This is a genomic window from Streptomyces tubercidicus (assembly GCF_027497495.1).
GTDB classification, from domain to species: Bacteria; Actinomycetota; Actinomycetes; order Streptomycetales; family Streptomycetaceae; genus Streptomyces; species Streptomyces tubercidicus.
Map to the genome: position 1 here is coordinate 7958475 of NZ_CP114205.1, position 13705 is coordinate 7972179.

13 protein-coding genes and 2 pseudogenes are annotated in these 13705 nt (G+C 67.9%); 11 read left to right on the plus strand and 4 right to left on the minus strand.

All coding sequences use genetic code 11. The features are described 5' to 3' along the window. Positions 1 to 42: 42 nt before the first annotated feature. Positions 43 to 840 carry an alpha/beta hydrolase family protein gene (locus STRTU_RS34365; protein WP_159749166.1) on the minus strand — a complete coding sequence of 266 codons (798 nt, stop codon included), beginning with the start codon at positions 838 to 840 and terminating at the stop codon, positions 43 to 45. A gap of 122 nt (positions 841 to 962) precedes the next feature. After that, complete coding sequence (locus STRTU_RS34370) at positions 963 to 2507, minus strand: FMN-binding glutamate synthase family protein (RefSeq protein WP_159749168.1); 1545 nt, start codon at positions 2505 to 2507, stop codon at positions 963 to 965. A gap of 346 nt (positions 2508 to 2853) precedes the next feature. Between STRTU_RS34370 and STRTU_RS34375 the strand changes: the two genes are divergently transcribed. Then, on the plus strand, positions 2854 to 3873 hold the full coding sequence (locus STRTU_RS34375) for a hypothetical protein (protein ID WP_159749170.1): 1020 nt from the start codon (positions 2854 to 2856) through the stop codon (positions 3871 to 3873). A 215-nt stretch (positions 3874 to 4088) separates the two neighbouring features. Here STRTU_RS34375 and STRTU_RS34380 read toward each other — a convergent pair whose 3' ends face one another. Continuing rightward, complete coding sequence (locus STRTU_RS34380; RefSeq protein ID WP_159749172.1) at positions 4089 to 4709, minus strand: TetR/AcrR family transcriptional regulator C-terminal domain-containing protein; 621 nt, start codon at positions 4707 to 4709, stop codon at positions 4089 to 4091. 111 nt (positions 4710 to 4820) lie between these two features. Between STRTU_RS34380 and STRTU_RS34385 the strand changes: the two genes are divergently transcribed. From STRTU_RS34385 to STRTU_RS34395, 3 genes are read left to right on the plus strand one after another with little or no spacing between them, the layout of a single operon-like run. Next, positions 4821 to 5270 (plus strand): alpha/beta hydrolase, encoded by a 450-nt coding sequence (locus STRTU_RS34385; protein WP_159749174.1) that lies wholly within the window; start codon positions 4821 to 4823, stop codon positions 5268 to 5270. Positions 5271 to 5310: 40 nt separating this feature from the next. Continuing rightward, positions 5311 to 6270 carry a PDR/VanB family oxidoreductase gene (locus tag STRTU_RS34390; protein ID WP_159749176.1) on the plus strand — a complete coding sequence of 320 codons (960 nt, stop codon included), beginning with the start codon at positions 5311 to 5313 and terminating at the stop codon, positions 6268 to 6270. A gap of 51 nt (positions 6271 to 6321) precedes the next feature. Next, a complete protein-coding gene (locus tag STRTU_RS34395) occupies positions 6322 to 7017 on the plus strand; it encodes an MSMEG_1061 family FMN-dependent PPOX-type flavoprotein (protein WP_159749178.1) in 696 nt (231 codons plus the stop codon). A 56-nt stretch (positions 7018 to 7073) separates the two neighbouring features. Here STRTU_RS34395 and STRTU_RS34400 read toward each other — a convergent pair whose 3' ends face one another. Continuing rightward, on the minus strand, positions 7074 to 7592 hold the full coding sequence (locus tag STRTU_RS34400) for an aspartate aminotransferase family protein (protein WP_246241614.1): 519 nt from the start codon (positions 7590 to 7592) through the stop codon (positions 7074 to 7076). A gap of 42 nt (positions 7593 to 7634) precedes the next feature. Between STRTU_RS34400 and STRTU_RS34405 the strand changes: the two genes are divergently transcribed. The 7 genes and pseudogenes from STRTU_RS34405 to STRTU_RS34435 all read left to right on the plus strand — a co-directional run bounded on the left by STRTU_RS34405 (position 7635) and on the right by STRTU_RS34435 (position 13588). Next, complete coding sequence (locus tag STRTU_RS34405; protein WP_246241615.1) at positions 7635 to 8747, plus strand: Gfo/Idh/MocA family protein; 1113 nt, start codon at positions 7635 to 7637, stop codon at positions 8745 to 8747. 288 nt (positions 8748 to 9035) lie between these two features. Continuing rightward, a pseudogene (locus tag STRTU_RS36255) lies at positions 9036 to 9788 on the plus strand (thiamine pyrophosphate-binding protein); the annotation flags it as partial. Between the two features lie 67 nt (positions 9789 to 9855). Beyond that, positions 9856 to 10407: a thiamine pyrophosphate-dependent enzyme gene (locus STRTU_RS34415; protein ID WP_159749184.1), complete on the plus strand. Its 552-nt coding sequence runs from the start codon at positions 9856 to 9858 to the stop codon at positions 10405 to 10407. 17 nt (positions 10408 to 10424) lie between these two features. Continuing rightward, positions 10425 to 10541, plus strand: a pseudogene (locus STRTU_RS34420) (IS5/IS1182 family transposase); the annotation flags it as partial. A gap of 370 nt (positions 10542 to 10911) precedes the next feature. Then, complete coding sequence (locus STRTU_RS34425; RefSeq protein WP_159749186.1) at positions 10912 to 11607, plus strand: type 1 glutamine amidotransferase domain-containing protein; 696 nt, start codon at positions 10912 to 10914, stop codon at positions 11605 to 11607. Beyond that, positions 11604 to 12362 carry an SDR family NAD(P)-dependent oxidoreductase gene (locus STRTU_RS34430; protein ID WP_159749188.1) on the plus strand — a complete coding sequence of 253 codons (759 nt, stop codon included), beginning with the start codon at positions 11604 to 11606 and terminating at the stop codon, positions 12360 to 12362. The genes STRTU_RS34425 and STRTU_RS34430 overlap by 4 nt, the downstream gene beginning before the upstream one ends. A gap of 287 nt (positions 12363 to 12649) precedes the next feature. Beyond that, positions 12650 to 13588, plus strand: coding sequence for a MerR family transcriptional regulator (locus STRTU_RS34435; RefSeq protein ID WP_159749190.1), 939 nt, complete (start codon positions 12650 to 12652; stop codon positions 13586 to 13588). Positions 13589 to 13705 lie beyond the last annotated feature (117 nt).

Genomic DNA, 13705 nt, shown 5'->3' on the forward strand with positions numbered 1-13705 from the left:
GCACCGAAGTAGCTGACGTCCAGCGACTGCTGCTGAGTTTGGTCAAGTGGTAGCCACCTGAGATGTCTCTCCTGCGGGCCGTGACCCGTGGATGTACTGGTCGGCCCAGGCGCTGATGATGTGGGCGGCTCGCTGTGCTTGTCCTCGTGCGGTCAGGAGATGGTCTGCTCCTTCGAGTGATACGAAGCTTCGCGGGTGTCGTGCCTCGCGGAAGATCTCTCCGGCGTTGTCGATGTCGACGGTGTTGTCGGTCGGCGAATGCAGGACGAGTAGCGGCAGGTCCAACTCGCCGATCCGGTCCCGCAGGTGAGCACGGCGGACGTCTTCGACGAAGGCGCGCTTGAGGACCAGGGTCCTCCCGCCGACGAACCACTCGTGCGACCCTTCACTGAGCACGCGATCCACGACCGCGTCATACTGTCGCTCGACGTGGCTGGGATCGACCGGCGCCCCGATCGTGGCGACCGCGCGGACGCCGGTTGCCTCGGCCGCCGCGGCGAGGACGGCGGCGCCTCCCCATGAGTGCCCCACCAGCAGGTCTGCCGGAGTCCCGCGCTCCGCCATCATGGCTGCGGCACGGATCGTGTCCTGGACCTTGACGGTGAAGGAACCGTCCCCCCAGTCGCCGTCGGAGTCCCCGATCCCGAGGTTGTCGAAGCGCAGCATGCCGATCCCCTCGCGTGCCAGCTGCTTGCTGACGCGCGAGGCGGCCGGCGAGCCCTTGCCGAGCGTGAATCCGTGCACGAAGATCCCCCAGCCGCGGATCTCGCCGTCCGGCAGGTCGATCGCTCCGGCCAGTTCGGGGCCGACGACGCTCGGGAATCTCACTTTTTCGCTCATGTTGTGATCACCTAGGCAGGGGCTGTTCGTGGAGCAGGGAAGACAAGGGTGCCACCAGCCGGCGCCACGCGCGCGCTCCGGGCAGGGGAGCAGCGAGCGCGGAGCCTGCCGTGACCGGCGCGTCAGGCGTTCGGCTTCTGGTCGGAGGACTGCTCGGTGGTGAGCAGTGCGGTGATCTCCTCGGCGAGGTGCGGGCCGAGTTCGCCCCAGCCGTCCTTGTAGCCGTAGACGCCTGCCAGCGTGCGGGCCTCGTAGTCGCCGTTCATGATCTCGATGTCCGTGGCCGTGATGAGCGCCGGGTGGGCGACGCCGACGGCCGCCGAGACCTTCATCAGCTCCTTGCGGAGGGTGCGCAGGTAGACGGCGGCCCTGGTGGCCTTCGAGGCCGGGTCGAGGCCGCGGGCCAGCCACGGGCTCTGGGTGGCGATGCCGGTGGGGCACTTGTCGGTGTGGCACTTCTGCGCCTGGATGCAGCCGATCGACAGCATCGCCTCACGGGCCACGTTGATCATGTCGGCACCCAGAGCGAAGGCGACCGCGGCGTTCTCGGGCAGGCCGAGCTTGCCGGAGGCGATGAACGTCAGGTCGTCGGTCAGCCCCCGCTCGGCGAAGGCGCCGTAGACCCGGGAGAAGCCCATCCGGAAGGGCAGCGACACCGAGTCGGAGAAGGTGAGCGGCGCCGCGCCGGTGCCGCCCTCGCCGCCGTCGATGGTCACGAAGTCGACACCACGGTCACCACGCGCCATCAGCGTGGCCAGCTCCTGCCAGAACTCCATCTCGCCCACCGCGCTCTTGATCCCGACCGGCAGGCCGGTCTCGGTGGCGAGCAGTTCGACGAAGTCGAGCATCGAGTCGACGTCGCCGAACGCGGTGTGCCGCGACGGGGAGGCGCAGTCCTCGCCGAGCGGGATGCCGCGGATCTCGGCGATTTCCGGGGTCACCTTCGCGCCCGGCAGCATTCCGCCCAGACCGGGCTTGGCACCCTGGGAGAGCTTGATCTCTATCGCCTTGACCGGGGCACCGGCGACCACGTCCTTGAGCTTGTCGATGTTGAAGCTGCCGTCCTCGTTGCGGCACCCGAAGTAGGACGTACCGATCTGAAGGACGAGGTCGCCGCCGTTGCGGTGGTACGGCGAGAGACCGCCCTCGCCCGTGTTGTGCAGGGTGCCCGCCAGCGCCGCGCCCTTGTTGAGCGCCGTGATCGCCGCGCCGGAGAGCGATCCGAAGCTCATCGCCGAGATGTTCACCACACTCGCCGGCCGGAACGCCTTGGCCCGCCCGCGCGGCCCGCCCAGCACCTTGGCCGAGGGCAGTGGGGCCTCCGGGTCGTGCGCGTCGGGCAGCGGGCCGGCGAACGTGCGCTGCTTCAGGTACGCGTGCCCCTGCATGTGCTCGACGTCGTTGTCGGTTCCGAACCCGAAGTAGTTGTTCTCCCCCTTCGCCGACGCGTAGATCCAGGTGCGCTGGTCACGACTGAACGGGCGCTCCTCGTCGTTGGAGGTCACTATGTACTGCCGCAGCTCAGGCCCGATCGTCTCCAACAGGTACCGGGCATGCCCGAGCAGGGGGAAGTTCCGGAGCAATGCGTGCTTCTTCTGGACAAGGTCACGAGCGGCCACCAGTGCCAATGCTGTTGCGGAGGCCGTGGCGATGGTCCGGGCGCGCATGAACGTTCCTCTCCTCGGTGCTCGACTCCATCGCCATGCGGTGGAGCCGTCGTGCCGGGCGTTGGGCGGCGGGCACGCCCCAGCGGGCGTCAGCGTCCGTCGGAGGACGCCAGATGATATTAGGGCTCGCCCGGATAGAGGGTCGCGCGTGGGCCGGTCTTCGCAGTGTGGGTGGTCCGGGCAGGTCGGAACAGGCTATGCACGGTGACGCTCGTGTAACACGGCGTAATGGCGTGACTCCCGCTCTCCGGACTACGCGCGCGGTGCGGCCTTGACGCTGACGCAGCGGCAACTTGGACGATGACGCCGTACGGCAGGCACACTCATTCCACCGGAGGCATTCGTCATGTTGCGCGGCAAGGGCATCCATTACGACACCGGCACCTTTCCCAACGGCGACACGTCACGCCCCGTCTTCGACGTTCGGGACGTCGAACGGGACATGCGTGTCGTCGCGGAGGATCTGCACTGCACCGCTGTCCGTATCACCGGGGGCGATCCGGACCGTATCGAGACTACGGCGCGGTACGCGGCGGAGGCGGGCCTGGAGGTCTGGTTCTCGCCGTTTCCCTGCGAGCTGTCGAACGCCGAGATGCTGCCGCTGTTCACCGACTGCGCCGAGCGGACGGAGCGACTGCGACGCGACGGCGCCGAGGCTGTCCTCGTCACCGGCTGCGAACTCAGCGTGTTCGCCCGCGGATACCTGCCCGGGGACACACTGAACGAGCGCATTCCGGTCCTGGCGGGCCCCGGCCGCGAAGCCGCGCTCCAGGGCATCCCCGACAAGGTCAACGCCTTCCTGGGGGAGGTCGTCGAAGCCGTGCGGCCCCTCTTCGGCGGCCGCGTGAGCTATGCCTCCTGCTCTCTGGACGGCGTGGACTGGGCCCCGTTCGACATCGTCGGCCTGGACGCCTTCCGTAGCCTGCGCAATGCGCCCACCTACCGCACCGACCTGCGCAAGGAATGTGGCCACGGCAAGCCCGTCGCCATCATGGAGGCCGGCTGCTGCACCTATCGGGGAGCGGGAGAACACGGCGGCGCCGGCTGGTACATGGCGAGGGAGGCTGACGGCGTCACCCTCAAACCCGGCCTGGTGCGCGACGAGGGCGAGCAGGTCCGCTACCTCGACGATCTCATGACCGTTTTCGAGGGGGAGGGCGTCGATTCCGTCTTCTGGTTCAGCTTCGCCGGTTTCAGCACACCCCACCGGACATCCGGACCGGACGAGGACCTCGCCTCCTACGGCATCGTCAAAGTCCTGGACGAGCACAGCGGCTATCCCGCCGACAAGCGCGCCTACCCCGACATGCCCTGGGAACCGAAGCAAGCGTTCCACGCACTCGCCACCCGCTACAGGGCCCACTGAGCTTCTTCGGAGCGGGTCCGTGTATGCCAACGCGTCCGCCGCCGAGCACGAGCGATTACGCCGCCTGCTGCGCGGCCGGGGCCGGACAGTGGTGCGGGCGGTGAGGGTGCCGCACCCGCTGGCAGCCTGCCCCGATCGTTGAGGGTGAAGAAGGGTGCGTTCACCGCCTCCCGGCCGGACGGTGACTCGCATCGGCCGTCCCCCGTTCCCTCAAGTCAGGTCAGAAGGTCGGCCTTCCGGTCCAACTCCGCCCGGAGTGCGACCACTTGCATGTTCAGTGCGAACTCGAAGCGCTCCTCGTAGGTGCCGGCGGCGGCGTGCGAAGCGGCCGCACTCAGTGCCGGGTACGCGGGGTCGTTGAATTCCGTCATGCACTCGGGCACCTCGGCGGAGTGCGCCTGCTGTTCCTGGGTGATGCCCAGGACCAGATAGAAGATGGTCCAGTTCGCCCAGGCCGCCGTGCGATGCGAGAAGCCGGCGTCGAGCAGGGTCTGGATCATCGTGTCGGCGAACCGGTAGGTGTTCGGCTCGGTGGTGGCGAGCCCGGCGAGCAGACGGGCCGCATCGCGACGGGCAAGGATCGCTCTCCGGCACCAGCGCGCCAGGGCCTGGACCCGGTCCTCCCACGGGTCGGGCAGGGCGTCGACGTCCAGGCCCGCGAGGACGGCGTCCGACATCAGCACGAGCAGGCGGTGCTTGTTGTCCACGTGCCAGCGCACGGTGTTGTGCTGCACCCCCAGCCGGTCCGCGACGGCACGCATGGTCACCATGTCCAGGCCCTGATGGTCGAGTACTTCCAGCGCCGCGTCGACGACTTCTGCCCGGCTGGTGCCCATGGGCGCTGCCTCTCTCGTGATGCCTCTTGTCCGGCGGACAATATACGGCGACCTCTCTTGTCCAGTGGACAAGGCTCCGTTATTGTCCACTGGACAAGAGAGGAGTCCACAGTGTTCCTGGATCCTGAGTTCCTCCCCGTCTACGAGGTGTTGCCCGCGCTCGACGTGTTCGCCGACGTACCCGGCGCGCGCGCTGCCGCGAGCGCGGCCAGTGGTGACGGCAGGTCGGACAGTGCGGTCGACGTCAAGGACCGTGTCGTTCCCGCGAACGGGCACCCATTGAGCCTGCGGCTCTCCACCCCGGCCTCAAGGGGTGTGGGCTCCCTGCCGCCCACGTACATCATGGCCGCCGGGGTCGATCCGGCACGGGACGAAGCGCTGGAGTTCGCCGCCCGGCTGGGCGTGGCGGGAAATTCCGTCGAGGTTCACCTCGTACCCGGAGTGCCGCACATGTTCGATGTCCTGGCCCCCGCCGCACGCGTGACCTGTCGCGCCGTCTCCGCCTGGACGGCGGCGTTCGCCGACGGCATCGGAGCCACCTGCGAGCGCGGACATGGCTGACACGATGCGAGCGGACACGACTGACACAATCCGAGCGGGCATGTCCGAAGGGACCAAGGCCGTGCACGAGATGCTGGTGAGGGTGCGCCAGGTGCGCTGGGAGGCCGCCGGTGTGGTCTCCGTCGAGTTCTCGTCCCCCGATGGGCGACAGCTGCCGTCCTGGCGGCCCGGCGCCCATGTCGAACTCGCGCTGCCGACGGGGATCGTACGGCAATACTCGTTGTGCGGGTCCCCGCAGGACCGGTCCTCGTACCGCATCGGGGTGCTGCGCGAGCGAGCGGGCCGGGGCGGATCGGAGTACGTGCACACCTTCCTCCGGCCGGGACAGCCCGTACGGCTGCGCGGGCCGCTGGATAACTTCGGATTCAGGCGGGAGAAGGGCTATCTGCTCATCGCGGGTGGCATCGGCATCACTCCCGTCCTGGCGATGGCAAAGCAGGCAGCAGCTTGGGGCCTGCCGTGGCAGCTCCTCTACGGAGGCCGCACCGCCGATTCGATGGCCTTCCTCGATGAACTGCGCGCCCATGGGGACAACGTGCGGCTCTACCCGAAGGACAGGGCGGGCCGGATACCGCTCGACGAGTGGCTGGAGAAGCCACGTTCCGGGACCGCCATTTACGCGTGCGGCCCGGAGCCGCTGCTGACCGCGGTCGAGGAGCGGGCCGCGCACTGGGCTCCCGGCTCGGTGCGCCTGGAGCGCTTCAGGCCGCGTCCGAAGCCGACCCGGCCCGACACCGAAGTCGAGGTCGTGTGCGCGCGGTCGAACCGTACGGTCGTCGTCCCCGCAGGCAGGAGCATCCTCGGCGCGCTGGAGGCCGAGGGCCTTCCCGTGACCGGCTCTTGTCGCGAGGGCGTCTGCGGCACCTGCCGGACCCGGGTCATCGACGGTGAACCCGACCACCGGGACGACATCCTCACCGCCGAGGACCGCGCTGCCGGCGACCACATGTACATCTGCGTGTCCCGGGCGCGCGGCGAACGTCTCGTCCTCGACGCGTAGGACCGGACCTCCCTGCGCTGGAGACCGCACACCACTTCCCGGAGGGCCGGTATGAGCCGCCACGAGGACTCCCGTACCACTCCGTCTACCCGTACCGCCGCCGACGACTACCGCCCCATCGCCATGGACCGGGTGCGGGAGATCATCGGACACCCGTCGCCGTTCATCGCGGCCAAGAAGGAGTCCCAACTCGGCGAATTCACCACCAGGTTCATCGCGCACAGTACGTTCTTCTGTCTCGCCACGGCGGACGACGCAGGCCACCTCGACATCAGCCCCAAGGGCGATCCGCCGGGGGCCGTGCGCGTGCTGGACCCGTGGACGCTGGCGCTTCCGGACCGGCCGGGCAACAAGCTCGCGGACACCTTCGAAAACCTCACCCGCAACCCCGCGGTGGGGCTGGTGTTCCTCGTGCCCGGACTTCGGGAGGTCGTACGCGTGAATGGTGACGCGTTCATCAGCGACGACCCGGAGCTGCTGAACATGCTGAGCGTCGACGGAAAACCCGCTGTGCTGGCGACCGTCGTACGCGTGCGGGAGGTCTTCTCGCAGTGCGGAAAGGCGGTGATCCGCTCACGACTGTGGGAGGGCGACCCACGCCAACTGGCCGAAGCAGTCCTGCTGGGCGGCGACTTCTACACGATGCACGTGGCGGAGAACGCCGCCAAGATGGCCGACAGCCTCGGCGACCAGCTCGGGGAACTCACCACCCTCGCCGAGAACCAGTACCGGCACCACCTGTACTGACAGCTTCGCGGTCCGTGTCTCATTGCACCCCACCACTCCCGTCATGGTGGTGTGGGTCATCGGGCCGGGTCGGCCGCGTACCGTACGAGCGCTTCGCGGTGACGATCGATCTTGCGGAAGGCTTCGGCGTACTGGTCGATGAGCTCCTTGTCTTCGGGCCAGTTGGTGAAGGTGGGCAGGGACAGCGCGTGCTGCTCGACGTGTTCGGCGTGTGAGCCGCTCTCCGGTGCGATGCCCTTCTTCGGCGTGCCGGGGAAGAGGGGGTTCTCCGGACGGGCGTAGAGCGGCAGGGTCGACAGCCGGGGGCCGGAGGGGGCGCCCACTTCCATGCCTTCGGCGCGCAGCGCCTCGATGAGTACGGGGCGTGGGACGCCGCCCAGTGCCTCGGGCCGGTAGAGCGGTTTGTAGCCGTACCAGGCGCCCATGTCGACGTGGTCGGCAACGTCTACCGGCTCCAGACAGGGCACGTCACCGAGTTGTTCGCCGAAGTAGCGCAGACAGCGGTGCCGGGCCTCTTTGCGTGCCGGGAACGCCGCGAGCGCGTGCCGGGCGACGATGGCGTGGAACGGCGACATGCGCAGCTTGAGCCCGAAGCCGGTCAGCCGATTCGCGTCGGTGTGGTGGGTCTGAGTGCGAGCGGCGGATGGGCGGCCACCGCCCATGTGCCGGCGCTGGCCGGGCTCGACGGATACGTGTTGCGGGCCCTGAGCGCCAGCAGCACGGAGTCGGCGCGTGCGGCCGGTGAGAAGTACGCGGTGCCGCTGACCTTCAGCAGTGCGCAGGAGTTGGCTCGCAGTGAGGAAGTCGATCTCGTGGTCGTGACGGTGAGGGTTCCGCAGCACCTGGAGCTCATCCGGCCCGCGCTCGAAGCGGGGAAGATGGTGTTCAGCGAGTGGCCGCTGGGCGCCGACCTTGCGCAGGCCGAGGAGATGGCGGACCTCGCGCATCGCAGGGGGGTGCTGACTGCCGTGGGCCTGCAGGCCCGGTCGGCTCAGCCGCTTCGGTATCTGCGGGACCTGGTCGCAGAGGGCCATGTGGGGCGGGTGCTGTCGACCAGCATGCTCGGGTCGGGTGGCTATTGGGGCGCCACGTACGACGACAGCCATGCGTACCTGCTGGACGTTACGAGCGGCGCCACGCTGCTGTCGATCCCCTTCGGGCACTCGCTCGACGCGCTGGCCATGGTGCTGGGGGAGTTCCGCGAGGTGTCGGCCCACCTGGAGAACCTGCGTCCCCAAGTCACTCACGTGACGAGCGGGGCGGTCGCGGCCAAGAGCGCAGAGGACCAGATCGCCCTCACCGGTCTGCTCGAATCCGGGGCCGTGGCCGCTATGCACTTCCGTGGCGGAACGTCCCGCGCCACCCAGTTCCACTGGGAGATCAACGGCACGGAGGGCGATCTTGTCGCCAAGGCCGACCAGGCTCAGTGGTGGTGGGGGAGGCTGCGGTTGTACCGCGCCGGCGGCAACGACGGTGTCTTGACCGAACTTCCGGTTCCGCCCCGCTACCAGCGGTCGCTGACTCAGTGGACCGAGCGATCCGCCGAGCCCGCCTACAACGTCGCCCACGAGTACGCGCTTCTGCGCGACCAGATCACCGGGAGCCTTGCGCCGGACACGGACGGCGTTCCCGACTTCCGGCACGCGGTCCGTCGGCAGGGCATGCTGGAAAGTATCCGAGCGGCGGCACGGACCGGCCGGAAGATCACACTCGCACAGCAAGGCTCATAGGCGGGCTCGCTAGGATTCGGGCGAGCGCCCACGCCGACACTTTCCCGAGCGCCCACGCCGACGCTTTCCCGAGCGCCCACGCCGACGCTTTCCCGAGCGCCCACGCTACCGAATAACACGCGAGCGGTACGCCGGGTTTCTCTCTAGCGCGCTGCTAAATTCGAGACTCAGGACTGCATCAATACCCCCTACCGGTTCTGTCATCGGACCGGCGGCCGGATCCGAAACTCCGTGCATCGCCGACGTTCATTGGAACGACGATTCAAGTGCGCGGCGAAGGGACATGCTGTGACGACCGTCCGTGAAGCCACCATTGATCTGCTCAGGACGCACGGTCTGAATACATGGTTCGGCAATCCCGGATCCTCCGAACTGACCCTGCTGGAGAAATTCCCCAGTGACTTCCGCTATCTCCTGGGTTTGCAGGAAATGGTGCCGGTCGGTATGGCCGACGGTTTCTCGCAGGTCACCGGACGTCCCGCGCTGGTGATGGTGCACACCGCGCCCGGCCTCGGCAATGCCGTGGGCGCCCTGTACAACGTCTACCTGAACAAGACGCCGCTCATCGTCATCGCGGGCAACCAGCGTCGTGTCATGCAGAATCAGAAGTGCCTCCTGACCAACGAGGACGCCGTCCTGGTCCCGCGTCCGTTCGTCAAATGGTCCGCCGAGCCGGCCATCGCGAGCGAGGTGCCCGCGGTCCTCGCGCGCGCCATCCACGTCGCGATGTCACCGCCCACCGGACCGGTCTTCATCTCCGTGCCGATGGACGACCTGCCCTACGAACTCAACGACACCCAGGTCGCGGAGATCGAGGCGATCCGCAACCGCGAGGTCACCCACGCCGGAGGGTTCCGGAAGGACCTGGCGAAGAAGATCGCCGACCGGCTCTCCGCCGCGAAGTCACCCGCTTTCATCGTCCACGGCGACCTGGAGCACGCCGGAGCCTGGGACCCGTTCGTGAAACTGGCCGAACGCAGCAAGGCCGCCGTGTGGACGGCACCGCTCCCGGGCCTGTCCGGGTTCCCCGAGAACCACCCCCTGTACATCGCGCACCGCCCCCCAGGCCCGGCCCGACGTGCCGCGCCCGGAATGGGCCGAAGCCCCGATGCAGGCCGCGGACCTGTGGACGGCCGTCGGCCACGCCGCCCCGGCGGACGCCCTGTTCGTGACCGAGGCCGGTTCCAACGAAATCCCGATCGCGTCATACGTACGGCCCGGCGCCTCCCTCTCCCACATGTCCGCCGTCGGCGGGGGCCTCGGATTCGGGCTGCCCGCCGCTGTCGGCGCCCAACTCGGCGCCCCGGACCGCCCGGTGCTCGCCCTCATGGGCGACGGGTCGATGCACTACGCGATCACGTCCCTGTGGACCGCCGCCCGCTACGAGATCCCGCTGACGATCGTCGTCTCCTCCAACGAGGAATACGGCGTCCTCAAACAGTTCGCCGACATCGAGAGCACCACCGGCGTCCCCGGACTGGACCTGCCCGAGCTGAACATCGTGGCCACCGCCGCGAGTTACGGCATCGACGCCCACGAAGCCACCGACACCGACCAGGTCGCCGAGATGCTCCGCGCCGGAGTCGACGACCGGGAGCGCCCGACCCTCATCAACGTCCGGACGAACAAGGCCAAGAAGGTCGCCCCACGCCTGACCTGAGCCCACCAACCAGTTACGCCGACAAGGGTTACGACTACGACCACCTGCGCCGATGGCTGCGCAAGAGAGGCATCCGTCACCGCATCGCCCGCAAGGGCATCGAGTCCTCGACATGGCTGGGCCGCCACCGCTGGACGAGCGGTTCGGCGACGATGCGGACGTTCGCGTTATTCCCCCACAGGTGGTTCACGTAAATAGGCCAGGTCCTGGCTTGGGCGGTTCTAGGTGATCTTGGGTTTCTCGGTTTGGTGGTGAGGTTCAGCGGGCCGCGGCAGTGAGGTGCCGCACCGGCAGCCCCGGTACGAAGCATTCCAGGCGCGCCTGTTCCTCCCCGCCCGCAGTCCCGCCAGAAGTACTCCGCCAGGCGGTCCGCGCAGAGAAATACACTGAAGCGGCGAATCGTCGCATAAACGCCTAGAGTGGAAAGTGGGGAGGGTATTGGCGGCGAGTGGTCACCGGTCGTCCCGCCGAACACCTATGCGCGTGCGAGAGGGGATCTTTGCCATGGCCAAGGTGCTTTTCATCGTGAGCGGTGCCAGCTACTGGGTACTGAAGGACGGCACGAGGCACGCGACGGGCTACTGGGCCGAGGAGTTCGCGAACCCGTACAAGATCTTGACGGACGCCGGTCACGAGGTCGTCGTCGCGACCCCGAACGGCGTGATCCCGACCGTTGACATGATGAGCCTGCGCCCCGAGTTGGTCGGCGGAAACGACAGCGCCCTGGAACTGGAGGCCGTGATCCGTTCCGCGGAGGTGATGCGTCGGCCGCTGCGACTGTCGGACGTCCGCCTTGAGGACTACGACGCGGTGTACCTGCCAGGTGGTCACGGTCCGATGTCGGACCTGGCTTGGGACGCCGATGCCGGACGGCTGCTGACGCGGCAGCTGACCTCGGGCAGCCCGCTGTTCATCGTCTGTCACGCCCCCGCCGCGATGCTGGCGACCAGGATCCACGGCGAGTCGCCGTTCAAGGGCTTCAACGTCACATGCTTCACCAATGAGGAGGAGGAGGGCGTCGGGCTGGCCTCCAGGGCGCCATGGCTGCTGGAGACCGATGTGCAGGAGAAGGTCGGGGTCAACTTCAGCCGCGGCCCGACCTGGGAGCCGTACATGGTCGAGGACCGCAACCTGGTCACCGGGCAGAACCCGGCCTCGGCCGCGGTCCTGGGCAACCGAATGCTGGAAATCCTCAAGTGAAACCGTCCCGGAGCGATCCGGCGCAGGCGCGTGCCCGCACGGACAAGCCGGGGCCGAAGGTCGCGATCATCCCCGGCGCCGACGGGGGCATCGGCTCGGCCATCGTCACCGCCTACCGCGGCCTCGGGTACGCGGTCGTGGCCACCAGCCGTTCCATGCCGGATTCCGATGATCCGCAGGTGCTCGCCTGCTGCGGCGATCTGATGGAGTCCGGGATCGGCGAGCGGATCACAGGGGCGGCGATGGACCGGTTCGGTCGGATCGACACCGTGGTCAACAGCGCCGGTGTCTACATCGGCAAGCCGTTCACCGACTACACGGACAAGGACTTCGACCTGATCGTCGGAGTGAACCTGCGCGGATTCTTCGACGTCTCGCGCAGTGCCATCGGCGCGATGCTCTCCCGCGACGAGGGCGGCGGTCACCTCGTGAACATTTCCACCTCCCTGGTCGACCAGCCGAATTCACAGGTGCCCTGCGCGCTCGCGTCGCTGACCAAGGGCGGGCTGAACGCGGTCACCAAGGAGCTGGCGATCGAATTCGCGGGGCACGGCATCCGCGTGAACACCGTCTCGCTCGGCGTCGTCCACACGCCGATGAACCCAGAGGTGACGCCCGAACTCAAGGCCCGCCATCCACTCGGGCGGATGGAAGAGGTCGACGACGTCGTCCAGGCCATCCTGTACCTGGAGCAGGCGTCCTTCGTCACCGGCGAGGTCCTGCATGTGGACGGCGGCCAGAGCGCCGGCCACTGAAGGGAATACGAACGCCCCCGGCGCATGCACGAGACGCAGTACTTCGCGGACGCCTTCGGCGCCCCGGATGGCGGACAGCGCTCGCGGAGCCGATGCCGGGCAGGAACATCGCCAGGGCCTGATTCCCACACTCGGCACACGAACACCACTCTCATCGCCACCTCCAAATCGGCCTCGACTGCCCCCAGTCCGGTTTCCGATCGTCATAGCCCGGTCTCGTCTCGGTCGCGGCCCAGGCGGGGAATAGCCTTGAGTCTCCAGTGACTGGAGACAGCAGACTGGGGGGCATGGATGTTACGACCCTCTACTCGATCGGGGAGCTTTCCCGGCGGACCGGCTTGTCCGTGAGGACCATCCGGTTCTACTCCGATTCGGGGGTGGTAGCGCCGACCACCCGAAGCCCCGCCGGCTATCGGCTCTACGACCTCGACGCACTGCTTCGTCTGGAGCTCCTCCGCACACTGCGTGAGCTGGGCATCAGCCTGGCCACGATTCAACGGGTACTGGACCGTGAGCTCTCAGTGGCGGAAGTCGCCGCGGCGCACGCAGACGCCATGGACGTCCAGATCAGGGTGCTGCAACTGCGTCGGAGCGTTCTGCGCGCCGTGGCCGGACGCGGGGCCAATCCCGAGGAGACCAAGCTCATGCACAAGCTCACGCAGTTGTCCGGCGAGGAGCGCCGACGGTTGATCGACGATTTCGTGGAGGGCACGTTCGGCACAGTGGATGCCGACCCGGCGGCGGTGGCCATGGTTCGCGCTGCCACTCCAGACCTCCCCGATGATCCGTCCAGCGAGCAGGTCGCCGCGTGGGTGGAACTCGCTGAGCTGGTCGGTGACGAGGACTTCCGGGCCCGGATGCGCCGGGCGGCCAGGTGTCAGGCCGCCGGGCGCAGGCTCGACATCGAGAACGATGCCGGAGAGGAACTGGTGGAGTTCACCCGTCAGAAGGTTGCCGAGGCCATGGAGTCTGACATCGATCCGCTCAGTGACAGGGCCGCACCCATCATCGACGACCTCGTACACCGCTTCGCCGAGGTATTCGCGCGCACGCCTGACACGGAATTCCGGGACTGGATGGCCCAACAGTTCGAAGAAGCACACGATCCCCGGGTGGACCGCTACTGGCGGTTGGTGTGGATCGTCAACGGCTGGAAGGTAGTACCGAACCTGATCCCGGGGTACCCCTGGCTCACCCAGGCTTTGCGACATGACCGTGACGCATAGTCACCGCAGTGGGCGCCGCCCCGGATTCCTCGCGGGATCGCCTGCGGACATGAGACGAGGGCGTCCGGCGTCGATGTGTGACTAACGACCGGGACAACCTCGCTGCCGGTTCAGGTG